Annotated in this window: 26 protein-coding genes; 17 read left to right on the top strand and 9 right to left on the bottom strand. The window is 29.3% G+C overall.

Annotated elements, in window-relative coordinates:
* Positions 1-19 precede the first annotated feature (19 nt).
* From ETU08_RS11180 to ETU08_RS11160, 5 genes are read left to right on the top strand one after another with little or no spacing between them, the layout of a single operon-like run.
* Positions 20-1264 carry a D-alanyl-D-alanine carboxypeptidase gene (locus tag ETU08_RS11180; RefSeq protein WP_146263111.1) on the top strand — a complete coding sequence of 415 codons (1245 nt, stop codon included), beginning with the start codon at positions 20-22 and terminating at the stop codon, positions 1262-1264.
* Positions 1265-1303: 39 nt separating this feature from the next.
* Positions 1304-1888, top strand: a complete 585-nt coding sequence (locus tag ETU08_RS11175) for a DUF4199 family protein (protein ID WP_146263110.1) — start codon at positions 1304-1306, stop codon at positions 1886-1888.
* Entirely contained in the window at positions 1857-2819 is a 963-nt protein-coding gene (locus ETU08_RS11170; protein WP_146263109.1) for a glycosyltransferase family 2 protein, read from the top strand. The genes ETU08_RS11175 and ETU08_RS11170 overlap by 32 nt, the downstream gene beginning before the upstream one ends.
* A gap of 15 nt (positions 2820-2834) precedes the next feature.
* Positions 2835-3566, top strand: a complete 732-nt coding sequence (locus ETU08_RS11165) for a GIN domain-containing protein (RefSeq protein ID WP_146263108.1) — start codon at positions 2835-2837, stop codon at positions 3564-3566.
* A 23-nt stretch (positions 3567-3589) separates the two neighbouring features.
* The gene (locus tag ETU08_RS11160) at positions 3590-5293 is read left to right on the top strand and encodes a phospho-sugar mutase (RefSeq protein ID WP_146263107.1); all 1704 of its coding nucleotides are present in this window, start codon (positions 3590-3592) and stop codon (positions 5291-5293) included.
* A 76-nt stretch (positions 5294-5369) separates the two neighbouring features.
* Here the strand turns inward: ETU08_RS11160 and ETU08_RS11155 are convergent, their stop codons facing one another.
* The 3 genes from ETU08_RS11155 to ETU08_RS11145 form a co-directional block, all read right to left on the bottom strand.
* Positions 5370-5987, bottom strand: a complete 618-nt coding sequence (locus ETU08_RS11155) for a YceI family protein (protein WP_146263106.1) — start codon at positions 5985-5987, stop codon at positions 5370-5372.
* A 23-nt stretch (positions 5988-6010) separates the two neighbouring features.
* Positions 6011-6265, bottom strand: coding sequence for a hypothetical protein (locus ETU08_RS11150; RefSeq protein WP_146263105.1), 255 nt, complete (start codon positions 6263-6265; stop codon positions 6011-6013).
* A gap of 94 nt (positions 6266-6359) precedes the next feature.
* Entirely contained in the window at positions 6360-7178 is an 819-nt protein-coding gene (locus ETU08_RS11145; protein WP_146263104.1) for a sensor histidine kinase, read from the bottom strand.
* Positions 7179-7209: 31 nt separating this feature from the next.
* On the opposite strand from ETU08_RS11145, the gene ETU08_RS11915 reads away from it, so the two are divergent.
* Complete coding sequence (locus ETU08_RS11915) at positions 7210-7353, top strand: hypothetical protein (protein ID WP_185145319.1); 144 nt, start codon at positions 7210-7212, stop codon at positions 7351-7353.
* A gap of 79 nt (positions 7354-7432) precedes the next feature.
* On the opposite strand, the gene ETU08_RS11140 is transcribed toward ETU08_RS11915, so the two are convergent.
* The 4 genes from ETU08_RS11140 to ETU08_RS11125 all read right to left on the bottom strand — a co-directional run bounded on the left by ETU08_RS11140 (position 7433) and on the right by ETU08_RS11125 (position 10030).
* On the bottom strand, positions 7433-8110 hold the full coding sequence (locus ETU08_RS11140) for a response regulator transcription factor (protein WP_146263103.1): 678 nt from the start codon (positions 8108-8110) through the stop codon (positions 7433-7435).
* A gap of 3 nt (positions 8111-8113) precedes the next feature.
* Positions 8114-8785 (bottom strand): hypothetical protein, encoded by a 672-nt coding sequence (locus ETU08_RS11135; RefSeq protein ID WP_146263102.1) that lies wholly within the window; start codon positions 8783-8785, stop codon positions 8114-8116.
* 98 nt (positions 8786-8883) lie between these two features.
* Positions 8884-9555, bottom strand: coding sequence for a hypothetical protein (locus ETU08_RS11130; protein WP_146263101.1), 672 nt, complete (start codon positions 9553-9555; stop codon positions 8884-8886).
* 106 nt (positions 9556-9661) lie between these two features.
* Positions 9662-10030 (bottom strand): DMT family protein, encoded by a 369-nt coding sequence (locus ETU08_RS11125; RefSeq protein WP_146263100.1) that lies wholly within the window; start codon positions 10028-10030, stop codon positions 9662-9664.
* Between the two features lie 133 nt (positions 10031-10163).
* Here ETU08_RS11125 and ETU08_RS11120 point away from each other — a divergent pair, with 133 nt between their 5' ends.
* The 10 genes from ETU08_RS11120 to ETU08_RS11075 all read left to right on the top strand — a co-directional run bounded on the left by ETU08_RS11120 (position 10164) and on the right by ETU08_RS11075 (position 19878).
* Positions 10164-10733 (top strand): TlpA disulfide reductase family protein, encoded by a 570-nt coding sequence (locus ETU08_RS11120; protein WP_146263099.1) that lies wholly within the window; start codon positions 10164-10166, stop codon positions 10731-10733.
* A gap of 11 nt (positions 10734-10744) precedes the next feature.
* Positions 10745-12127 carry a phosphoglucosamine mutase gene (glmM, locus tag ETU08_RS11115; protein WP_146263098.1) on the top strand — a complete coding sequence of 461 codons (1383 nt, stop codon included), beginning with the start codon at positions 10745-10747 and terminating at the stop codon, positions 12125-12127.
* Between the two features lie 114 nt (positions 12128-12241).
* Positions 12242-12622 carry a hypothetical protein gene (locus ETU08_RS11110; protein WP_146263097.1) on the top strand — a complete coding sequence of 127 codons (381 nt, stop codon included), beginning with the start codon at positions 12242-12244 and terminating at the stop codon, positions 12620-12622.
* A gap of 386 nt (positions 12623-13008) precedes the next feature.
* Positions 13009-15249 (top strand): RelA/SpoT family protein, encoded by a 2241-nt coding sequence (locus tag ETU08_RS11105; RefSeq protein WP_146263096.1) that lies wholly within the window; start codon positions 13009-13011, stop codon positions 15247-15249.
* Positions 15250-15575: 326 nt separating this feature from the next.
* The gene (locus ETU08_RS11100; RefSeq protein ID WP_146263095.1) at positions 15576-16841 is read left to right on the top strand and encodes a hypothetical protein; all 1266 of its coding nucleotides are present in this window, start codon (positions 15576-15578) and stop codon (positions 16839-16841) included.
* Between the two features lie 233 nt (positions 16842-17074).
* Positions 17075-17758 (top strand): hypothetical protein, encoded by a 684-nt coding sequence (locus ETU08_RS11095; protein ID WP_146263094.1) that lies wholly within the window; start codon positions 17075-17077, stop codon positions 17756-17758.
* A gap of 14 nt (positions 17759-17772) precedes the next feature.
* Complete coding sequence (locus tag ETU08_RS11090) at positions 17773-18447, top strand: hypothetical protein (protein ID WP_146263093.1); 675 nt, start codon at positions 17773-17775, stop codon at positions 18445-18447.
* A 211-nt stretch (positions 18448-18658) separates the two neighbouring features.
* Positions 18659-19189 (top strand): hypothetical protein, encoded by a 531-nt coding sequence (locus ETU08_RS11085; protein WP_146263092.1) that lies wholly within the window; start codon positions 18659-18661, stop codon positions 19187-19189.
* Positions 19190-19195: 6 nt separating this feature from the next.
* A complete protein-coding gene (locus ETU08_RS11080) occupies positions 19196-19537 on the top strand; it encodes a hypothetical protein (protein WP_146263091.1) in 342 nt (113 codons plus the stop codon).
* Between the two features lie 17 nt (positions 19538-19554).
* Entirely contained in the window at positions 19555-19878 is a 324-nt protein-coding gene (locus ETU08_RS11075) for a hypothetical protein (RefSeq protein ID WP_146263090.1), read from the top strand.
* A gap of 201 nt (positions 19879-20079) precedes the next feature.
* On the opposite strand, the gene ETU08_RS11070 is transcribed toward ETU08_RS11075, so the two are convergent.
* A complete protein-coding gene (locus ETU08_RS11070; protein WP_146263089.1) occupies positions 20080-21024 on the bottom strand; it encodes a PhoH family protein in 945 nt (314 codons plus the stop codon).
* Positions 21025-21088: 64 nt separating this feature from the next.
* Between ETU08_RS11070 and ETU08_RS11065 the strand changes: the two genes are divergently transcribed.
* The gene (locus ETU08_RS11065; protein WP_146263088.1) at positions 21089-21913 is read left to right on the top strand and encodes an SAM hydrolase/SAM-dependent halogenase family protein; all 825 of its coding nucleotides are present in this window, start codon (positions 21089-21091) and stop codon (positions 21911-21913) included.
* Positions 21914-21916: 3 nt separating this feature from the next.
* On the opposite strand, the gene murI is transcribed toward ETU08_RS11065, so the two are convergent.
* Positions 21917-22723, bottom strand: coding sequence for a glutamate racemase (gene murI, locus ETU08_RS11060; protein WP_146263087.1), 807 nt, complete (start codon positions 22721-22723; stop codon positions 21917-21919).
* Between the last annotated feature and the right edge of the window lie 18 nt (positions 22724-22741).

Here is a 22741-nt window from a genome sequence, read left to right as displayed (position 1 = left end):
TCTATAATATTTACCATATATGTCAAGAAATAAAATTATCTTTTTTTTATGGATGATAGGTTCATTAAATCTATTTGCCCAAAATTCATTTTTAGATAATCATTTCAATTCAGAGTTTTACTCCAATCAGTGGGTGGGTTTCTCATTATACAATCCACAAGAGAAAATTGAATTATACAATTACCAGAGTAACAAATATTTTATACCGGCTTCCAACGTTAAAATATTAACACTTTATACAGGCCTTAAATTAATGCCAGATTCAGTTCCTTCTTTACAATATTTAAAGAAAAACGATACGCTTTATATTAAAGGTACTGGCGATCCTACTTTACTCGAATCTTATTTCAAAGAAAATAAAGTCATCCATTTTTTGAAGAATTCACAATTACCCATAGCTCTGTATATAGAAAATTGGAACGATACAGCTTATGCTCCCGGATGTAGTTGGGACGACTTTGTTGAGGATTATTCGCCTGAAAGATCTCCCTTTCCCATTTATGGGAATTTAGTAACCTTACAATCTCAAAAAATTGTTCCAAAATATTTTGCAAACCGAGTATTATTTCAAAAAAAACAATCGGTAAGAGATCTAAATAATAATATATTTTACTATGCAGGAAATAAAAAAATTCAAATTCCTTTTATAATTTCCAAGGAATTAATTAAAAATTTATTGGAAGAAGAAACTAACCAAAAAATTTTTTTAACGAATAATTTTCCCAAAGGAACAGTAGAAACTCTTTATAGTATTCCTTCGGATGAGTTGTTTAAGAGGATGATGCTTGTTAGTGATAACTTTATCGCAGAACAAATATTATTAATGTCTAGTTTAAACATTTCTGAAATGTTAAACTCACAATCAACCATTCAATATATACTTAAAACTTATTTAAATGAATTTCCACAAAAGCCCCGATGGGTAGATGGCTCAGGTCTTTCACGTTATAATAATCTTTCCCCAAAAGATCTCGTTTATGTCTTAAATCAATTGTACGAGGAAATTTCAACAGAACGTTTACTCTCTTTATTTGCTGTAGGAGGAGTAAATGGAACATTAAAAAATAGTTATCCAGGAAATCCACCTTATGTATATGCTAAAACAGGATCCATGGGGCAAGTGTACAATCTTAGTGGTTATTTGAAAACAAAATCAGGTAAAATTTTAACATTTAGTTTTATGAATAATAATTTTCAAGTGCCTACCAGTCAATTAAAAGTAGAAATGAAAAAGGTTTTGGAGTATGTAAGAGATTATTATTAAGTCTATATTGACGAAAAAGACTAACTTTGCCCAAATTATATGAAAAATTCATCAGTACATTACGGAGTTTTATTAGGATTTCTAACTCTAGTTCTATTTTTCTTAGTCTATTTTCTATTTATAGGACAAAGCTATTACATTCTTAGCTTAAGAGTGAACTTTTTTATTTTGCCAGCACTTTATACACTTGTAGCAGTTATATTGTTGTATAAAAAAACATCTATCCAAAAGTTATCATTTGCAGATTGTTTTTCAATTTCTTTTAGTACCATGTTTATTGGGGGGACAATTTCATTTATAATCATATCATTATTTCTAAATTATGTAGATAAAGGAGCCAATGAAATATTTGGTCACCAATTATATACCACATGGAGAGAAGGATTAGACCAAGAATTCTCAACGCTTGTTCATCCATCTTCTGAAGATATTCAAAGATATCATCAATACCAAAAACTTTTAAACTGGATGATTACAGAAGAAAAATATTTTTTTAATTTAAGAATGACTGTAATTATTCTAGGGATGTTATATACCTTTTACCTTATAATATCCGTATTTTTGTCCATGTTTTTTAGATTAAGAAATCCGCATGCAACTATCCGTAGTAATACCTCTTCTTAATGAAGAAGAATCTTTAAATGAATTGCTTGAACGTATTCAAGCCGTGTGCACCCAAAGAAATATTTCTTATGAAATAATTTTTGTAGATGATGGGAGCACTGATCAATCTTGGGAAATAATATCCACATTTTCTCAAAATCACCCACAAGTGAAAGGAATAAAATTTGCTAGAAACTACGGAAAATCCCAAGCATTAAATGCAGCCTTTAAAATGGTGCAGGGAGAAGTTGTAATTACTATGGATGCTGATTTGCAAGATTTTCCGGAAGAAATTCCTGCATTAATGAAATTGATAGTTGAAGATGGTTATGACTTAGTTTCTGGCTGGAAGAAAAAGAGATACGACAATGTATTAACCAAGAATCTTCCTTCTAAGTTATTTAACTGGGCAGCGAAAGTGATTTCTGGGGTTAAACTTCATGATTTCAATAACGGTTTAAAGGCTTACAAAAAAGAGGTGGTAAAATCCATTGATGTACATGGAGATATGCACCGGTACATTCCGGTTCTTGCTAAAAATGAAGGATTTACTAAAATCACTGAAAAAGAAGCTCCTCATCAAGCACGGTTGTACGGAAAATCTAAATTTGGAACCAATCGTTTTGTAAGAGGATTCTTAGATTTAATTACAGTTTGGTTCATGTCCAGTTTTGGTTCCCGTCCCATGCATTTTTTTGGTTTTATGGGAACGCTAATGTTTTTAATTGGATTTCTTTCTACTGCATGGTTAGGAATTCATAAATTAATAAAAGTTTGGAATAAAGTTCCAGCACAGTTAGTTACTAATGATCCATTATTTTATATTGCATTAACAATGATGATTTTAGGAACTCTATTGTTTATTGCAGGATTTTTAGGAGAGCTTATTGTTCAATTAAAAAGAAAGCGTACCGATGATTATATCGTTACTCAATATTTAAATATTAAATAAAATAATAATATAAATATGAAAAAAGTTATTTTTTATTCATTTATAGCCCTTTATAGCCTTTGTTTAGTATCTTGTAGTTTTTCTGTAAAAGGAGAAGGAGAGACTGGTGAAAAGGAAATAAAAATAAGTAATATAAATGAAGTTGAGGCCAAAGGAAACTATAGGTTAATATATCTTTACGACAATACAAACCCTAGAATTGTTGTTGAAACCTATAAAAATTTATTAGACAATTTAAAAATTAAAACTTCTGGGAGTAAGTTAACCATTTCAGAATCTAAAAAAGTGGAGGGAACTGATTTATACAATGTTTATATCTATGGACCACAGATCGAAACTTTTGATGTTACGGATAGTATAAATGTAGATATTAATTCACAATTGAGAGTTTCTCAATTAAACATAAATCTTTCTAAATCAGCAAAGCTACTTGCTAGTAATGTAGTTGTAGATGTTTTAAAAGTAGATTTAAGCGGTAAAGCAAAAGCGAGTATTCAAGGAACGGGTAATAAGTTACTATTAAATGCTAGTGATGAAAGTGATTTTACCTCACCTTTTTTAGAATTATCTGAAGCCAATGTAAATATTTCAAATGTTGCCACTGCTGAATTGTATGTAAAAAGTAAGCTATTAGGAAAAATTACTAACAACTCCAGACTTTCCATAATAGGAAACCCTTCCAAAGATATAAAAACCATTGATTTGGCTGAATTAAAATTTATAAATTCTGACAGCATCAGGAAGTAATACATTCTTATAAACTAATTAAAATGAATTATTCAGAAAGAGCTAAAAGCTGGTTAAGAGACCCTTTTGATAAAGACGTACAAAAAGAAGTTCAATATCTTATAGAAAATAATCCTGAAGAACTCGAAGATGCCTTTTACAAAGATTTAGAATTTGGTACAGGTGGCATGCGTGGAATCATGGGAGTTGGAACCAACCGCTTGAATCGTTATACTTATGGTCAAGCCACACAGGGACTAGCGAATTATTTAATAAAAGAATATTTAGGGAAAAAAATAAGCGTAGCTATTGCTTATGATGTTAGACATAACAGTGATGTTTTTGCAAAAATTGTTGCTGATGTATTAACAGCCAATGGAATACACGTTTACTTATTTAAGGAATTTAGACCAACTCCCGAGTTATCTTTTGCAGTTCGAGAATTAAACTGTGAAGCAGGAATAGTATTAACCGCTTCACACAATCCTCCGGAATACAACGGATTTAAGGTTTATGGGAAGGATGGAGCACAAATAGTTCCTCCAGAAGATGAAGCAATTATACGTGAGGTTCGTAAAGTAAACTATTCAGAAATAAAATTTAATGGAGATGATTCTAAACTAACTTACCTGGGTGAGGACTTAGACCAAAAATTCATTGATACTGTAACCAAACATGCAAGCTTTCTAACAGGTAAAAAGGATTTAAAAATAGTTTATACTCCTTTGCATGGAACATCAATCCAAGTTCTACCCCAAGTACTTAAAAAAGCGGGGTATGAAAATGTATTTATAGTACCGGAACAGCAAAACCCAGATGGAAATTTTTCAACTGTAAAATCTCCCAATCCTGAAGAGCCTGAAGCTCTTTCAATAGCTTTAAAATATGCAGAAGAGCAAGAGGCTGATATTGTTTTTGGTACTGATCCGGATGCAGATCGATTGGGAATAGCCGTTCGTGGATTGGATGGTAAAATGGTTTTATTAAACGGAAACCAAGCTAATACAATCCTTACTGATTTTGTATTAAAAAAAAGGAAGGAAAATGGCAAGATTAATGGGAAACAATTTATTGGGACAACCATAGTAACCTCAGACATTTTTTATCCTTTAGCCAAAGCCTACGGAGTTGAATGCAGAACCGTTCTTACAGGTTTTAAATGGATCGCTGATTTAATAAAAAAATCCGAAGGTAAAGAGCAATTTATATGCGGAGGAGAAGAAAGTTTTGGCTTTATGTTAGGAGATTATGTGAGAGATAAGGATTCTATATCATCAATATTATTGGCTTGTGAAGTAGCCCAAGAAGCAAAAAATAAGGGTAAAACACTATTTAATATTTTGTTAGAAATTTATCACAAAGTTGGATATTATTACGAAGAATTAATTTCCATTGTAAAAAAAGGTAAAGATGGAGCGCTGGAAATATCCTCTATGATGGAGCAGTTTCGAACTAATCCTCCCAAAGAATTAATAGGAGAGAAAGTTGTTCAATTGGATGACTATAAAAATTCAACCTCTTTAAACCCCAATACAGGTAAAAAAATAAATTTAGATTTACCAAAATCCAATGTTTTAATTTTTTATACAGATAAAGGCACGAAATTAGCTTGCAGACCTTCGGGTACCGAACCTAAAATAAAGTTTTATTTTTCTGTAAATACCTCAATCAATAATGATCAGGAATACAAGAACAAGCTAAATGAAGCTAAATCTAAAATTGATAAGCTCAAAGAATTTGTTCAATAAATTAAAAAAAATCAACTAAATTTTAGTTGATTTTTTTTTTGCATACACATTTATTAAAGCAAATAAATGCAAAAACTTATTTTGCTATTTTAATAGTCAAATTTACGTCAGTCCAAGTTTTTCCTTCGTGTAAATCAGAACAAGCTCCATGTAAGGCTTTAAAAGATTTTTGAGCATCAAAATCATTAAGAATATCAATGGATCCCTTTATAGTAATCTCATTATCATTCAAAGTATAGTTAAATTCTTTAACAGCTTCTTTACCGTTTAAAGAAATCTTGATAGTTGCTTTACCATTCTCAAATTTTTCAAAAGTCCCTGTAATTTCCGGAGAGGCTAATCGTTTAAAAAAGAATGAATTTAAATTTGCATCTCGTGCAACATCACCAGAAGAAACAGACAATCCATCAATACTAAATTTAGAACCAACTAAAGATTCAGGGAATTTTAAACTTTCTTGAGTATCGTATAAATTAATTTTTGTAAAAGTTCCTTTAACCCCTTCTTTCCTTTCTGTTTTATAAGCTTCCCATTCTAAGTTATTTTTATAACTTGATATTTTTTCATTGACAGAAGCTTCTGTAGATACTTTATCACTTTCGGATTGAACAGTACTATTCTGATTATTTTCTCCACAAGAAATAATAAGTATTGAGCTAAGTAATAAGGAAGATAAAAAATTTTTTTTATTCATTTGAAATTTTTATAAGGTAGGGATTATTTGCTTTTGGTAGAATCAGTAACTAAAGATGTAGAAGTACTGTCATTTTTAACTTGTATTGAATCATTGTTCGAAGTTACAGCTTTTTCTTTAGCATCTTTTTGCGGTAAAGAAGTATTTTCTGCTTTTAAAGAATCTGATTTTTGATTTTCCAAAATATTTTCTGGAAATATTTCTTTGTTACCACCGGGAGCTTTACAAGAAAAAGCAATTAAACTAAATAGGGTTACTACAAGAATATTTTTTTTCATATTTTCATTTTTAAATGCCAAATATAAACTTTTTTAACGATTCTTATATTCAACAAACCCTTAAATTAAATGAAAAAAATATGCATTTATTGATCTATATAACCAGAGTAGCTTCAAATGAAGTTTGATCTTTAATAGCAAAAAACAATTCCAATTCAAGTAAATCCGACAACTGTTTACATATCCATAAACCTAAGCCAAAACCTTCTCCGTGTAAAGGTTTAGAATGGTAAAATTTTTGATTGAGATCTGTTACTTCCGGATGAATGTCTTCACGTATAGTATTTATAATATTAATAAAGATACTTCCCTCTCTCTTACTTATATGAATTAAAATTTTTGTATTTTCTTTTGAATATTTAGTTGCATTATTCAATAAATTAGATAAAATAATATTTAGCTTTCCTTCATCTGAAATAAATGAATAATCAGCTTCAATAGGATGGTAAGATATTTTTATAGGTGTATTCCTTTCATCCAATTTAGATTTCAAAGGTTCAATTAAATGGTATAAAATATCTGTAAGATCACATTCTTTACTATGCAATTGAATCTGTTGATTGTTAATTTCTCCCATCAAGAGAAAATCTTGAACCAGCTGGCTTAAGCGTTTTGTTTCTTGAAACTGCATTTGATATACATCTCTAACTTCTTGGGATAAATTTTTATTATTCAATAAAATTTGCAATTGGGTAAGCATAACGGTTAAAGGTGTTTTTAATTCATGAGATGCAGATGAAAAAAAAGCATTTTGTTGTTCGTATTGTTCTTTAATTCTCAATAGCATATGATTAAAAGAAACAATAAGTTCCTTAATAGTTCCCTCTTCTTTGGGTTCATTGAATAAGGTTATTTCTTTATATATATTGATATGATTGACTTGCTCAATAAGCTGGTGAATGGGGGAGAGCAATAGTAACGTTAACCAATAAGAAAGTAAATATGTGAATAATGAACCTATAATTAATAAAATCGAAAATGCGGAAAATATATATGAGAACGAATACGATTTTAAAAATGTATCTTTAAACCAAACCAATAGAAAGGCAGAAAGTAAAATGCATAGAATTATATACAAGAATGTATAAAGAAGTGCAAGTCTTCTAGGCAAAAGCGAATATTTATTTTTTAAATGTCTAATAGTATTTAAATATAATAATTATAGTATTAAGATTTTATTCCTTTTAAAGTATAGCCCAGTCCAATTACGGTTTCAATAAGAGGATATTCAAACTCCTTATCAATTTTTTTTCTAAGTTGATACATGTGAACTTCCACAAGGTTGCTACCCGGATCAAAATCCAGATCCCAGACATGTTCCATAATTTGATTTTTACTAACAATTCTATTCACATTACGCGCCAAATATTCTAAAAGTATAAATTCTTTAGCCGTCAGTTTAATTTCTTTACCACCTCTAGATACTTTTCTTCCAATAATATCTAAAGATAAATCATTGATAGTAAGGATTGAAGATTCTTGATGGGTTATTTTTTTTTGAATTACACGGATTCTAGCCAATAACTCATCCCAGTCAAAAGGTTTTTTAATATAATCTACAGCTCCCATATCTAACCCTTGAACCACTTGTTCCGTTGATGAAAGTGCGCTACATATAATTACGGGTGTAGAAATACTAAAGGCCCTAAGGTTAGACAATATATCAAAACCATTCATTCCCGGAAGCATCAGATCCAATAAAATTAAATCAAAATTACCTGATGCAGCTAAATTTTGTCCTTCAATACCGTCCTTTGATAGCGTAATGGAATATCCGGCTTGTTGCAAACCTTTTTCTAAAAAACGACCCAAGCTTGGTTCATCCTCAATAATTAGAATTTTCATAATTTATAATAAATAATTAGTTCCATCTACATTTAAAGCATAAGGGCGAATAATTTCCAATCCGCTTTTATTAACAAATCCCATGTTATTTTGTCTAAGGTGTCCTTGAATGATCACCTCCTTATCTGCAGAAAGTACAGGGGTAATTATTTCACCAAAATGAGGAGGTATATCGACCAAATAATTCTCTAAAAAAAAAGCACTTACAAAGTTTCTATCGTTGTATCTGAAATTTGAAATAAATCCTTGCACAGATATAGCTCCGCCTTTAGATTTTTGAGGTTTAAATGAATCTAAATTTAAAAATGGTTCTTGTAAATGAATAAGATCATACAAGGGGAAACTCTTAAATATCATCTTTTTAGATTTACAAACGGATAAATGTACAAATTGTCCAATTTGAATTTTTTCAAGTATAGCTTGGGCTTTATGGGGAGGGAAATGTACGGCTACATTTTTTTCCTCAGTAGATAATAAAATTTTATCAATATCTTCCATAGGGTTTACTAAAAACTCCAAAACTTTGCCCGTTAAAGTAATGGATTCTTTGGGTAAGGTCTTTAAAATAGTATGAGATTTAGGATTAGGATCTTCTCCATTATTTTTTAAATTAGAAGGTAGCTGCAATCCTAAGAAATGTTTCAATTGATTTATATATTCTGTTTTTTTTGGCATTCTTTTAATCATGTATTAATAGAGATAGAAAAAGAAAATAAATATAGTAAAATAGATCTGAAAATATCAGATCTATTTATTAACTTACATATAATATATTACTTTATTAAGTATTGGTCTTCCCCAATGGTTATAGTATTACATCTAACTACTGAATAGTTATTATAATAAGCCTCCCCATTATCTTTAGATTTTTCAATTCCCGTATAGGAAATTGTACTTCCTTGAGGTGCTAAATTAGACAATTGTTTAGATAAATGTTTCGGTAAACGTAAGACTGTACGGTCTTCTAAAATAAATCCTATAGGATCTCCCATTTCATTGATCTGTACCTCCTTTATTTTTCCGGAATTATTCACAAATTTTTTTTCAAGGACATTGGTAGGTGTCTCAGGTGGTAAATTGTAAATTACTTTGTTAGGGGTTTTTAATGAGACTAATTCAATTTCTTTTTCCCCCAACGGAGAATATTTAACTACTCCTTGTACTACAATAGGATTGTTAGAGATTGAATTTCTTAGTTCTGCACCTAAATGAATTGGAAATTTAACTAAATATTTTTCAGCGTTGGTTTCAAGGTAAAAACCGTCGTAAACAAAATCTTGATTAAAAACCCATTCTTTAACATTTCCACTAATTGGATTTATTTTTTGTAATACTTCAGTCCTTAAAGGAGATTTTTTTTGATGAATTTTTTGTGCAAATGTTTCAGTTGCTAAGCCTGTAGCTAATGTAAGTACTAATAATGATTTTACAGTTTGATTTTTCATTATATTTAAATTTTTAATTGGTTTAAATTATGGTGGTAAAGCTAAAGAAGTAAGATAAAGAGTTTATGAAGTTGAAATTAATTTTTCTTCATATTTAAATTCATGCTTATTTTTTAAAAATAAAATAAACAGCTCCTACCAATAAAGCAAAACCTATAAAGTGATTCATAGTGAATTGAATATTGTTAAATACTAGTTTGGAAAAAATCATAAATACAATTAAAGTAATCGCTTCTTGTAAAACTTTCAATTGCACCAATGAAAATGGTCCTCCATTCTCAATAAATCCAAACTTATTGGCAGGTACTTGAAAGAGATATTCAAAAAATGCAAGCCCCCAACTAATCAATATGATAAAAAAAATAGAGGTATGATTATCTTTGCCGAATACTTTAAGGTGGCCATACCAAGCCATATTCATAAAAGTGTTGGATAAAATGAGTAGTCCTATGGTTGTAAAAACTTTTGTTGTCATAAATATTTGTTTCAAATGATTAATACAGCAAAGTTGGGGGGTAGGAATTAAGATCGTATGAAACTGAAATTAATTTTTTTTCATATGTACTTTCTAAGAATAATAAGTACTTTTGTCAAGTAATAATAATAAGATGAAAAAATATTTTTATATAGCCATGTTAGCAGCTACAATTCTCTCATGCAAAGAGAAGAATGGAGGAAGTAACACAGATACAAAAACATCAATTTCAGATAGTTTAAAAACGAATCCAACTGATTCTAAAGTTGAAATTAATGATGCGGTTGAAACCGTTGAAAATACAACTTATAAAGAGGCCCAAAAATTATACCATTTAGACAGCGATACCGTATATGTAACTAATTATTGGGCAACTTGGTGTGGACCATGTGTACAAGAAATTCCTGACTTTGTAGCTTTGCAAGAGGAGAATAAGGATAAAAAGGTTAAAATTATTTTTATGAATGTGGATGAATCTAATACACAAAATGAAGTAGAGCCTTTCGTAGCTAAGAATAAGATGAAAAATGTTTATCATATTTCAATCCAGGATTTGGCGGAAAATATAGGTAAAATTAATCCAGATTTAACCCAAGGAATTCCTGTGACCGTTGTACAGAAAGGAAAACATATAGAAGGATTGATTGGCAATCAATCTAAAGAATTTATGACCTCTAAAATCCAAGAATATTCCAATAAATAATAATTTATACAATGTCTTTAATAAAAAGTATATCAGGCATTAGAGGTACTATCGGTGGAAAAGTAAATGAAAATTTAACTCCAGTAGATGCAGTTAAGTTTGCTTCTGCTTATGGTACTTGGTTAAAAAGAAAATCCAATCAAGAAAATGTAACCGTTGTACTTGGTAGAGATGCCCGTATTTCAGGTTCAATGCTTTCACAATTGGTTTCCTCTACTTTAGTGGGAACTGGAATTCACGTGATCGATTTAGGTTTATCAACGACTCCAACCGTAGAGCTCATGGTTCCTTATTTGAAAGCCGATGGGGGAATCATTCTAACGGCAAGCCACAATCCTAAAGAATGGAATGCTTTAAAATTACTCAATGAAAAAGGAGAATTTATCTCAGGGAAGGATGGGGAAGAATTATTAAGAATAGCTAAAAATGATGATTTTGATTATGTTGATGTAGATCATTTAGGAAGTTATGTAGAAAATAAAGAGGGAATAGATTATCATATTCAACAAATATTGGAATTACCATTGGTGGATGTAGACGCTATAAGAAATGCGAATTTTAAAGTAGTTTTAGATGCTGTAAATTCAACCGGAGGCATTTCTGTGGTACCTCTTTTAAAGAAATTAGGAGTAGAAGTTGTTGAAATGTATTGTGAACCTAACGGACATTTTCCACATAACCCAGAACCGTTAGAGAAAAATCTCACGGATATAATGCGTAAGGTTCCAGAAGTTAAGGCAGATTTAGGTATAGTGGTAGATCCTGACGTTGATCGTTTAGCCTTAATTACAGAGGAGGGAGCTATGTTTGGGGAAGAATATACTTTGGTAGCTGTAGCGGACTATATACTTTCGAAAACTCCATCTTCCACAGTTTCAAATTTATCCTCTTCCCGTGCTTTAAAAGATGTTACCCAAAAATACAATCAATCCTACCATGCATCAGCCGTTGGAGAAGTTAATGTTGTCACTCTTATGAAAGAGGTTGGAGCTAAAATTGGGGGAGAAGGAAATGGAGGAATAATATATCCAGAGCTACATTATGGTAGAGATTCATTAGTAGGTATAGCTTTATTTCTTACTCATTTAGCTCAAAAACAAATGACCTGCGGAGAATTAAGAAAAACCTATCCGTCCTATTTTATGGGTAAGAAGAAAATAGATTTAAGTCCAGAAATAAATACAGATGATATTCTTGAAAAATTAACACTTAAATACAAACACGAAAATTTATCTACGGTTGATGGTTTAAAGATAGATTTTCCAATGCATTGGGTTCATTTAAGAAAATCCAATACGGAACCAATTATACGAATTTATACAGAAGCATCAACGCAAGACGAAGCAGAACGTATCGCTGATCAAATGATTCAGGAAATTAAAGAGCTAATTTAAAGATAATTGGAATTTAGATTGAAAATTTTAATCATTTACTTATTTTCATTTATATTCATTCTAAATGGTTGCGCTAATAATCAGAGACAAAATAATGTGAACCATTCACCAATAATGGAGGAATTTGAATTTGAGCAAAGCGTACCATTTACTATAGCTGAAAATTATTTTTCTAAGGAGGATTTAAATAGTTTTATTACAATCCTTTCTCAATCAGAATTTGATCAGTATATTGGAATGGCTACAACCATGGGTAAGCATGGACAGCCTACACCCATAGATTTTAAAAAACAATGGGTAATTGCAGTTGCATTACCTTCAACAGATATTAATACTCAATTAATTCCTATCTCTCTTAAAAAAGATGGTAAGGGCAAAATAATATTTACTTTTAAAGCAGTTGAAGGAAATAAACTGTCATATAAAATAAAGCCTTTTTTAGCTATAATTGTTGATAGGAAATATTTAGGGGAAATTCAAGTGATAAAAATATAAAAAATACGATTATAAAGATATACTTGGATATACTTGAATCTTTATAATCGCATAAAATTATTCAACAAAATTCTTTAAAAGAATTAAATCTAAAATATAGTTATTTATTTCAGATATATTTCGTGTCTCTTTTTTCTATTTATATTTTAATCGATATATATTAGATTACAATTATATTTTACAAAAAATCATAATTCTACCAGTTATATTATTTTGAATAGAATTGCAAATTGATTTTTCTACACTTATTCATAAAAATCTTTCAAACTAAAAATCATTTAAGTATATGTATGTTAACAATGCTAAGATGCATGGAAAAATAATTAATGAGTTCAGGAAATTATCGCTAAATTTGTTATAGTAAGCACATGATAAACAGGGATTTTATGCAAGAATTGGAGGATATAAAAACAAAAAAAGAAAACGAAGAAATAGCTAAACGATATAAGGATATGCTTCGGAACACTTATAGAGTTTTAAATGATGAAGATAAAATTTTAATCCGTAAAGCTTTTGATTTAGCAAAAGAAGCGCACAAAGACCAAAGAAGAAAAACAGGAGAACCTTATATTTATCATCCCTTAGCGGTAGCTAAAATTGTAGCTGACGAAATTGGCTTAGGAGCAACAAGCATTGTTTGTGCATTATTACACGATGTTGTAGAAGATACAGCTTATACGGTTGAAGATATTGAAAAACTTTTCAACCTCAAAATTGCTAAAATTATAGAGGGGCTTACTAAGATATCACAAATCGATCATCAAGATTTATCTTTACAATCCGAAAATTATAGAAAGCTACTTTTAACACTCTCTAAAGACGTTCGGGTAATTTTAGTAAAAATTGCCGATCGATTGCATAATATGAGGACTCTGGATAGCATGAAAGTGGCTAAGCAAAAAAAAATAGCTTCAGAAACTACCTATATTTATGCACCCTTAGCTCATAGAATGGGGCTTTATACGATAAAGTCTGAATTGGAAGATTTAAGTTTAAAATATACGGATCCGGATTCATATAATTTTATCGTTAAGAAATTAGAGGAGACGGATAGAGATAGACAACGTTATATTGATGAATTTTCTAAAATTATTTCTGAAAGATTAAGAGAAGAAAATCTTAATTTTTTATTGAAAGGAAGACATAAATCCATTTTTTCCATTTATAAAAAAATGAGAAAGCAAAATGTGGATTTTGAGGAAGTTTATGATTTATTTGCTATTCGTATCATTTATAAATCAGACCATAAAAATGAAAAATTTTTAGCTTGGAAAATATATTCTATTGTAACTGATGAATTTGTACCCAATCCAAACCGAATGCGGGACTGGATTTCAACACCAAGATCTACCGGATATGAAAGTTTACATGTTACAGTCATTGGTCCAGAATCCAAGTGGGTAGAAGTTCAAATCCGTTCTGAACGTATGGATGAAGTAGCAGAAAAAGGGATAGCCGCTCATTATAAATACAAAGAAGGTTATAAGGTAGACGAAGATAATCAAATTGAAAGTTGGATTTCTCAGGTTCGAGAAATGTTAGAAAGTCAAGGTACGGTTACAACTAAAGAGTTATTAGATGATTTTAAATTAAACTTGTACACCAAAGATATATTTATCTTTACCCCAAAAGGAGATTTAAAAGTGCTATCTGTAGGTGCAACAGCTTTAGATTTTGCCTACTCTATACATTCCAATATAGGAGATCATTGTTTAGGGGCTAAAGTAAATAGTAAATTGGTTCCTTTAAGCCATAAATTAAAAAGCGGAGATCAGGTAGAAATACTTACTTCTTCCAACCAAAAACCAAAAATTGATTGGTTAGATTTTGTAGCTACTTCAAAAGCAAAATCAAGAATAAAATCTGCTTTAAATAGCGAAAAAAGAAAGTATACAGAAGAAGGAAAGGAATTACTTATAAGAAAATTAAGACATTTCAAAATTAATTATTCCGAAGCAGAGCTAAATGCGATTCAAAAATTTTTTGGAGCAAAAACAAGCCATGATATATTTTACCAAGTAGCTTCTGGTATTATTGATACAAAGGAATTAAAAAAATATGTTGATAGTAAAGGTGTGTTTAATAACCTACTTTCAAGACTTAGGAAAAGACCCAATATCCCATTTATTCATTCTAAAGAAACTGATGAGGTAAAAGAGGAAGGTAAATTGGATATGATTGTCTTTGGAGAGGAAGAAGAAAAATTAGATTACCAGATGGCTCTATGCTGTAATCCTATACCGGGAGATAAAATTTTTGGTTTTGTTACGATTGGTAAAGGAATTAAGGTTCACAAAGAAATCTGTCCCAATGCGGTTGACATGAGAGCAAACTATGACTATAGAGTCATTCAAGCCAAATGGGTAAATAGCTCCCATAGAAATTTCCTAGTACACATTTTAATTGACGGAATTGATCGTATTGGATTAATAAGTGATATTTCAAATATTTTGTCTAACCTTATGAAAGTAGATATAAAGAAAATGAATTTTAACTCCGAAGATGGTATTTTCACCAGTCAAATAACATTACAAGTCAAGAATACTTTTCAGTTGGATGAAATTTTAAAAAATCTGCAAAAGGTTGAAAATATATCTAAAGTAAAAAGGATAGAGAAAAAAAGTTAATTTAAAAATTGAACTTTAAAAATCATCTACTTTTTTAAATAATAAATTTAAATAAAGTAGATGATTAGTTAGAAACAAAAAAACTTATTATTTAAAAGAGTTTTAATATTTTGTCTAAAGCAAAGCTAAAAAAAATTTAATAATTTCTCTCAAGGTTAATTCTATTTACTTTTTAAAAATTTTGGTTGGTTAGATAGTAATTATTTTAAATCAAAATAAATTTCATCTGGTTTATTTATTAAAGAGAAAAATTGAAGAAAATAAATATTTACTTTATCCTGAAAGTTACAAAAATAATTATATTTGGAAAAGTAAATGAATAAAAAATGAAGAGTGGTAAAATAGTACGGATAATTGGAGGAGAAAGTATAAAAAAAGCTAAGAGGACTATAACATTAACTTCTACTGAGGGAGATCTTACTTTCAGTTCTCCTAAACAAGTAATTATGATCGGTAAGAAAGGTGGGGTGCAGTTTTTAAACGATTATCAACCACCGGAACCTTTGCGTGTAGTAGAATTAAACGGTCCCTTAGATGAAGATGGAAAAAAGCTAGAAATAGTAGAGAAAGGAAAGTCATATAAATTTAAGATTACCCGGTTTAACCGAGAGATAAAATCTCCCATGGAATTGAAAAATATAAAATGGGCAGTGCAACACAATAATGATTCTCCCATTCCCATTGCTCAGGTAATGGGTAAACAGGAAGTAACTATGGATATTTCGGAAACCGAAACTTCAGGGAAAATTACCGTTTATGCCTATATTCAAAATTTAAAAGAAGAGGGAAAAGCAGAATCTATTTTAAATTTAAAAAAAGGAGGAATAAATACCCGTTTTTATGATGAAAAAGGACAGCAAGTGTTTGAAATACCAGCTAAACTGCATAAAGCATTTAATGAAGAATACGGAATAAAATTAGCGTACCATAAGGACGATGAAATGTTATATTATGATGGAGAATGTAAACCTGCCTATGAAAAAACTTCGCTTACTGCCATAAACCATTGGAAAAAAGAACTAGACCCCAACCAAATTTCCAAAGGCAAACTATTGTTTGGATATAATTTTGGATATGAGCTGGTAGCTGAACCACTTGAGAATACAAGCTATAATTATTATACGGATTATTCCTTAAATGATTTTGATAGAGAAGGTAATGTATTGCATTTAAAAAAAGAAAAGGGCAATGTTGCGGGAGGAGTTGTTCCTGGAGTTCCGAAAGCCGATATACAAGATTGGGATGATAAAAAAAGAAAACAGGGGAAAAGAGGAACAATTCCTAGACATACAAGTATTGGAGATATTGCTTTTATAGATTTAGCAGATTTTACTGATGAATTAAATCAAAATGGTTTTATTTATGAGTATACATTTCAAAGAAAATATGAACTTTTAAATGAACCGTTGCCTAGTGTTAATAGATACTTTAATTTATCTAGGTTATTAGAACATGAATTTTTAGGTCATGCAATATTAAAGTTAACCGATGATAAGTATAATTTTAACTCCGTGGAATATTTAAATGAAGGTCCGGTAGAAGTAGAAGCTAAATTTTGTAACCTAATAAGAAGAGAAATTAGGATTACCTGATAGGAAAAATTATGTAAATTATGGAGTTAACTTTAATAGTATTGAATTTGGTTTTTTAAATGGATCAGATTCTCCTGATGGAGAAAAGATAGTATATGATCCTGATTTTGGTAATACATCCATATACCTTCCCCCAAAATTTCCTAAAACTCATGGGAAATTTATAATAAATAGAGCAACTTCAGATAATCTATCAATAAGTAAATATTATAAAAAAGTAAAATATTATATACATGAAAAAATATTTAATTGGGATTAGTTTTTTTCTAACAACTTTAATGATAGGACAAGTACAAGAAAGTTCTATAAATATGGTTGATAAATTTAAAGTAGCAGTATACCAATCCATTATAAATTCTAAAGAATTTAAAAGTAATAAAAATTGTCATATTGTAGGTATAAAACCAATAGCATTAACGATGGATTATTCAATAGGAAGTACTTTAGGAGATTTATTTTATAATGTAAAAGAAATATCGGATACTTTATCCATAAAAGAATTAAGAAAAAATAAGAAAAAAAAAACTTGGATTTTTAAAGAACCTGATAATTTCTTATTGGCAGGATATGACTTGGAATATATAAGTTCACTTAAAGATTCTGATAGTTTATATATTCCACAAAATATTGATTTTGAAGCAGATTTATGTAAAAGTAACTTAGACATAATAAAAATATATGAACCTTTGGATAAATGGATGGATTTTTATAAAAAATATTATAGTAAAGAATTCAAAAATTATCAAGTAGTAATTCCGGTAAAATATGTATCTCTAACCCAAGGATCAATGTTTCCGGAAAAAGATAAATATTACTTATTCAAAATAAGCATCGGTTATAACAAAAACGCAGATTTAGAAATAGTAAAAGAAATTATAGAAGGAATCAAAGAAGAAAGAGAAATTATATCCGATTAAATTTATTACATTCAATGAAACCTTTGATTTTAGCTAGTTTCTATTTATTTAGCTGCCTCATATTTGCACAAAAAGATTCTTTAAATAAAGCAGATTTGGATTTAATTACTCAATTTAAAACCCGATTATTCATAGAAATTGTTTCATCTCAAGAATTTCAAAATAAAGTTCAATGTAAAATTGTTACCATACCCTCTTTTGCTTTAGAGATAAAAAAGAAGTATGAATATTTAGAACCTCGAAAAGATAAAGATACTTTAACCTTAGGAAGGTTAAGAGATATCCTACCTTCTAATTATTGGGTTTTCCTAGTGGAAAGTGATCTAGAATATATCTTTAAGGGAGAAGAAATAATAGAACATTATATAAAAGAATATCCGGTTTATTCTTCCAATAAAATTTCTGAAAATATGGAAGGAAGAAAGAATCCTTTTACCAGTGCAATAGGTTTTTTTTTCAACTACTGTGATAATGAATACGATATAATAAAAATTTATGAACCTTTTGATAAATGGGGAAATCTCTATTCCTATATGTTTTCTAGATATTCAACAGATCAAGAAATTGTAATTCCAGTAAAATATGAACACTCAGAACAGTTTTCTGGAAAAGAAAATTATATGCTATTTAAATTTAAAGTAAATATTCAAGATAATCGTATAATTTCAAAAGAAGTAATTAGTGATTAAATAAAATTATTTATACTTGAATTATATTTTAGTCATGTTCAAAACTTAAAACATATTTAGAAATAATAAATAAAATTATAAAAGGGGCAATAGATGAAAGAGAAATTATATCCGATTAAATTTATTACATTCAATGAAACCTTTAATTTTAGCTAGTTTTACAATACTTGCTATATTATATTCAAGAGGACAAAATTGTTATAAATAATGTTTGGATAGAGCTAAAATAGATTTTGTAAAAACAGAAATATATAAGGCTTTACTTTTATCAGACGAAGTGAAAAAAGAAAAGGAATTTCACTTAGTTAGTATCCAAACATTGGATTTGGATATTAATCCCAATTCTAATTTTTTTCAAATTTTTATTAAAGAAAAAAAAGATTCTATTTCTGTAGATAAATTAAATCAAAAAATGCCTTATAATTATAAGATATATAAAGAGTTGAAAGAAGAAAAATTTATGGATTCTAATTTGCAAAGAGTAAACCTTTACCAAGCATTTTCTGAATATAATGAATGGAAACCAGTGAATTATTCTTATATAAGAATCTATGAGCCCTTAGATAAATGGGCAAATCTTTATTTATATATTTCTGATTTAATTGGGGGAAATCCTTATGAAATTATTCCTGTTTTTTATACACAAATAAAAAATAAACAAGAATTAAAACAAGAATATAAATTATATAAGATTGTTTATTCAAAACAAGGAAAAATAGAGTCTATAAATACAATAAATTAACTATACATGAAAAAACATTTAATTGGGATTAGTTTTTTTCTAACAACTTTAATGATAGGACAAGTACAAGAAAGTTCTATAAATATGGTTGATAAATTTAAAGTAGCAGTATACCAATCCATTATAAATTCTAAAGAATTTAAAAGTAATAAAAGTTGTCATATTGTAGGTATAAAACCAATAGCATTAACGATGGATTATTCAATAGGAAGTACATTAGGAGATTTATTCTATAATGTAAAAGAAACATCGGATACTGTAACCATAAAAGAACTAAGAAAAAAAAAGAAAAAAAAACTTGGATTTTTAAAGAACCGGATGAATCTTTATTGGGAGGATATAATCTAACTTATGTTAGTGCACTTATGGATTCCGATAGTTTATATATTCCACAAAATATTGATTTTGAAGCAGATTTATGTAAAAGTAACTTAGACATAATAAAAATATATGAACCTTTGGATAAATGGATGGATTTTTATAAAAAATATTATAGTAAGGAATTCAAAAATTATCAAGTAGTAATTCCGGTAAAATATGTATCTCTAACCCAAGGATCAATGTTTCCGGAAAAAGATAAATATTACTTATTCAAAATAAGCATCGGTTATAACAAAAACGCAGATTTAGAAATAGTAAAAGAAATTATAGAAGGAATCAAAGAAGAAAGAGAAATTATATCCAATTAAATTTATTACATTCAATGAAACCTTTAATTTTAGCTAGTTTTAAAATACAAGTAATATTGGTATAGTTAATTTTAAGGATTACGAAGTAGGAATAAAAGTTATTGATTATCATTTTTATTAAAAATAATGAATGATACAAAATCATTAACTAATCCTATAAAAGTATTTTATATTACTTAATTGTTAAAAATATTATTTTTACTATTCTTCCTCTTGTTTTCTGTAAGCTTCTAATATTTTTTTAACTAAACGGTGACGCACAACGTCAATTTCTGTAAGTTTTACAAACCCAATATCTTTAACGCCTTGCAATATTCGCATAGCTTCTTTTAAACCCGATTTTTGTTGTTTAGGTAAATCAATCTGTCCCGGATCTCCGGTAATAATAAACTTTGCATTCGCCCCCATTCTAGTTAAAAACATTTTCATTTGCAAATGTGTAGTATTTTGTGCTTCGTCTAATATTACAAAAGCCCCGTCCAAGGTTCGCCCCCTCATAAAAGCCAATGGAGCAATTTCAATAATACCTTTTTCTAAATAAGAAGCTAATTTTTCAGGACTTATCATATCTCTTAAAGCATCATATAAAGGTTGTAAATAGGGATCTAGCTTTTCCTTTAAATCTCCCGGTAAAAAACCTAAACTTTCACCAGCTTCCACAGCTGGACGGGTGAGTACAATGCGTTTTACCTCTTTATTTTTCAAAGCTCGAACCGCTAGAGCTACACTAGTATAGGTTTTACCAGTACCTGCCGGTCCTATGGCGAAAACCATATCATGGGTATCTACACAATTAACTAATTTTTTTAAATTTTCAGTTTTAGCATATATAATTTTCCCTCCTATTCCATGAACAATAACATCTTCTAACTTTTCAACATTGTTTATATCTTTAGATATATGCAGAATACCATTCAGAGCTATTTCATTTAATTTATTATAACGATTAATATACGCAACAATACTTTTAACTTTCTTTTCAAATTCTAGCAAATCTTCTTCATTACCAGTAGCTTTTATATTTTGGTCTCTTCCGGTTATCTTTAACTTAGGAAAATGATTAGTTAGAAGATTAAAATTCTGATTGTATTCTCCATAAAATAGCTTCAGATCTACCTCATCTAGAATTAAATTGATTTGATTCAAGTTTTAAATGTTTTAATTTTACAAAAACAAAAATAAGCAATAACTTTGTTTCTGAGATAAAATTATGCCGATAATAACTCTAACTACGGATTTTGGATTGAACGATTTTCATGTTCCAGCCCTAAAAGGTTGTATATATAGTCAGTTGCCTGAAGTGGTTATTGTTGATATATCTCATGAGATCATGCCATTTGATTTGCTAGAAACTGCTTTCGTTGTGAGGAACTCCTATCAAAGTTTTCCAAGAGGAACCGTGCATATTATAGGTGTAGATGCTTTGTCATCTCCGCATGTAAAATCAATGGCTGCTGAAATTCATGGACATTACTTTATTTGCAACGATAACGGAATTTTATCTTTAATAACTGAAGGAGGAGTAATCCATGAAATGTATGAAATTACCATAAATCCATACGAGGATATTAATTATTTATTAAAAGATTTGTTTATTCCTGTAGCTTGCCATTTAGCAAGAGGAGGAAAGTTAGAATTGATAGGCAGAAAAACATCAGACTATAGAGTTCTCACAGAGTATAAGCCTTTAGAGAAAGCAGATGAAAATTCTTTAATCGGAATGATTATTTATATTGATAACTATGGAAATGCAGTTACCAATATTAAAAAAGAAAGATTTTACCAATTTGGTAAAAAAAGAGACTTCGTTATTTCAATTAGGAATGTTGAATTTACAGAAATTAAAACTAAATATACGGATGTATTGGGCGATGATCCTGATGAGAATAAATATCACGGAAAAGCCTTAGCTATATTTAATTCCTCAGAGTATTTGCAAATTTCTATGTATAAAAGCAATTTAAAAACTGTGGGTGGTGCAAGTTCCTTAATGGGACTTTCTATAGGTACACAAATAAAAATTGTCTTTCAATAATAGTTAAAAAATATTTTCAACTTTTAAATGAATTTTAGCTCCAAAAAACTTTTTTGCTAATTTAGAGAATGTGGGAGTTAAATCCGATACATAAAATTCATACGTAGAATTGGAAGAATTAGAAAGAATTTTCCTTTTCTCTAAATCTTGCTGTATATGGCTGGCAACAATTAAAGGAGAATCTATCACTTGAATTTTATTTTGATAGAAGTTTTTAACCTCATTTAAAATAATTGGGTAATGGGTGCAACCCAAAATTAAGGAATCAATATTGCTAAGCTTTTTATTATTTAAATAAGTTTTAAGAATAACTTCAGATATTTGATGGTTGGTAAAACCTTCTTCAATAACAGGAACCAGTAAAGGCGTGGCAAGCTCGTGCACTGCAATATGCTTGTTGTTTTTTCTAATATATTTCTTATATATATGAGAACTTATAGTAGATTTAGTTGCAATAACCCCAACATTTTGATTAAATGTAAAAGCTACTTTTTCAGCAACTGGAGAAATAACATCATAGACCCGCACATTTTTTTCTGAGGCTAATTTTCTTACTTCTTGTAAAGCATTGGCCGTAGCGGTATTGCAAGCAATTACAATAGCTTTACAATTCTTACTAAGTAAAAAACGAGTAATTTGTGTTGAATATTCAATTATAACCTCTTTGGATTTATCCCCATAGGGCAAATGCTTAGAATCTCCAAAGTAAATTAAATTTTCCTTTGGTAATAAACGTTGAATTTCTTTAGCCGTGGTAAGACCACCTACACCAGAGTCAAAAATTCCAATCGGTCGGTTATCATCTTTCATCTCTGCAAAAGTATAAGA

Origin of the sequence: Apibacter muscae (assembly GCF_007845635.1) — a bacterium.
GTDB classification, from domain to species: Bacteria; Bacteroidota; Bacteroidia; order Flavobacteriales; family Weeksellaceae; genus Apibacter; species Apibacter muscae.
This window is presented reverse-complemented; position numbering and strand designations above follow the sequence as displayed.

Excerpts from the sequence above, each read along its gene's own strand:
- ETU08_RS11130 (WP_146263101.1), bottom strand. The coding sequence starts at position 9,555 with ATGAAAAATCAAACTGTAAAATCATTATTAGTACTTACATTAGCTACA.
- ETU08_RS11065 (WP_146263088.1), top strand. The coding sequence starts at position 21,089 with ATGCCGATAATAACTCTAACTACGGATTTTGGATTGAACGATTTTCAT.
- ETU08_RS11080 (WP_146263091.1), top strand. The coding sequence starts at position 19,196 with ATGAAAAAACATTTAATTGGGATTAGTTTTTTTCTAACAACTTTAATG.
- ETU08_RS11160 (WP_146263107.1), top strand. The coding sequence starts at position 3,590 with ATGAATTATTCAGAAAGAGCTAAAAGCTGGTTAAGAGACCCTTTTGAT.
- ETU08_RS11110 (WP_146263097.1), top strand. The coding sequence starts at position 12,242 with ATGGAGGAATTTGAATTTGAGCAAAGCGTACCATTTACTATAGCTGAA.
- ETU08_RS11165 (WP_146263108.1), top strand. The coding sequence starts at position 2,835 with ATGAAAAAAGTTATTTTTTATTCATTTATAGCCCTTTATAGCCTTTGT.
- ETU08_RS11155 (WP_146263106.1), bottom strand. The coding sequence starts at position 5,987 with ATGAATAAAAAAAATTTTTTATCTTCCTTATTACTTAGCTCAATACTT.
- ETU08_RS11120 (WP_146263099.1), top strand. The coding sequence starts at position 10,164 with ATGAAAAAATATTTTTATATAGCCATGTTAGCAGCTACAATTCTCTCA.
- ETU08_RS11075 (WP_146263090.1), top strand. The coding sequence starts at position 19,555 with ATGGATTCCGATAGTTTATATATTCCACAAAATATTGATTTTGAAGCA.
- murI (WP_146263087.1), bottom strand. The coding sequence starts at position 22,723 with ATGAAAGATGATAACCGACCGATTGGAATTTTTGACTCTGGTGTAGGT.
- glmM (WP_146263098.1), top strand. The coding sequence starts at position 10,745 with ATGTCTTTAATAAAAAGTATATCAGGCATTAGAGGTACTATCGGTGGA.
- ETU08_RS11090 (WP_146263093.1), top strand. The coding sequence starts at position 17,773 with ATGAAACCTTTGATTTTAGCTAGTTTCTATTTATTTAGCTGCCTCATA.
- ETU08_RS11150 (WP_146263105.1), bottom strand. The coding sequence starts at position 6,265 with ATGAAAAAAAATATTCTTGTAGTAACCCTATTTAGTTTAATTGCTTTT.
- ETU08_RS11095 (WP_146263094.1), top strand. The coding sequence starts at position 17,075 with ATGAAAAAATATTTAATTGGGATTAGTTTTTTTCTAACAACTTTAATG.
- ETU08_RS11140 (WP_146263103.1), bottom strand. The coding sequence starts at position 8,110 with ATGAAAATTCTAATTATTGAGGATGAACCAAGCTTGGGTCGTTTTTTA.
- ETU08_RS11170 (WP_146263109.1), top strand. The coding sequence starts at position 1,857 with ATGCAACTATCCGTAGTAATACCTCTTCTTAATGAAGAAGAATCTTTA.
- ETU08_RS11105 (WP_146263096.1), top strand. The coding sequence starts at position 13,009 with ATGCAAGAATTGGAGGATATAAAAACAAAAAAAGAAAACGAAGAAATA.
- ETU08_RS11175 (WP_146263110.1), top strand. The coding sequence starts at position 1,304 with ATGAAAAATTCATCAGTACATTACGGAGTTTTATTAGGATTTCTAACT.
- ETU08_RS11125 (WP_146263100.1), bottom strand. The coding sequence starts at position 10,030 with ATGACAACAAAAGTTTTTACAACCATAGGACTACTCATTTTATCCAAC.
- ETU08_RS11135 (WP_146263102.1), bottom strand. The coding sequence starts at position 8,785 with ATGCCAAAAAAAACAGAATATATAAATCAATTGAAACATTTCTTAGGA.
- ETU08_RS11180 (WP_146263111.1), top strand. The coding sequence starts at position 20 with ATGTCAAGAAATAAAATTATCTTTTTTTTATGGATGATAGGTTCATTA.
- ETU08_RS11100 (WP_146263095.1), top strand. The coding sequence starts at position 15,576 with ATGAAGAGTGGTAAAATAGTACGGATAATTGGAGGAGAAAGTATAAAA.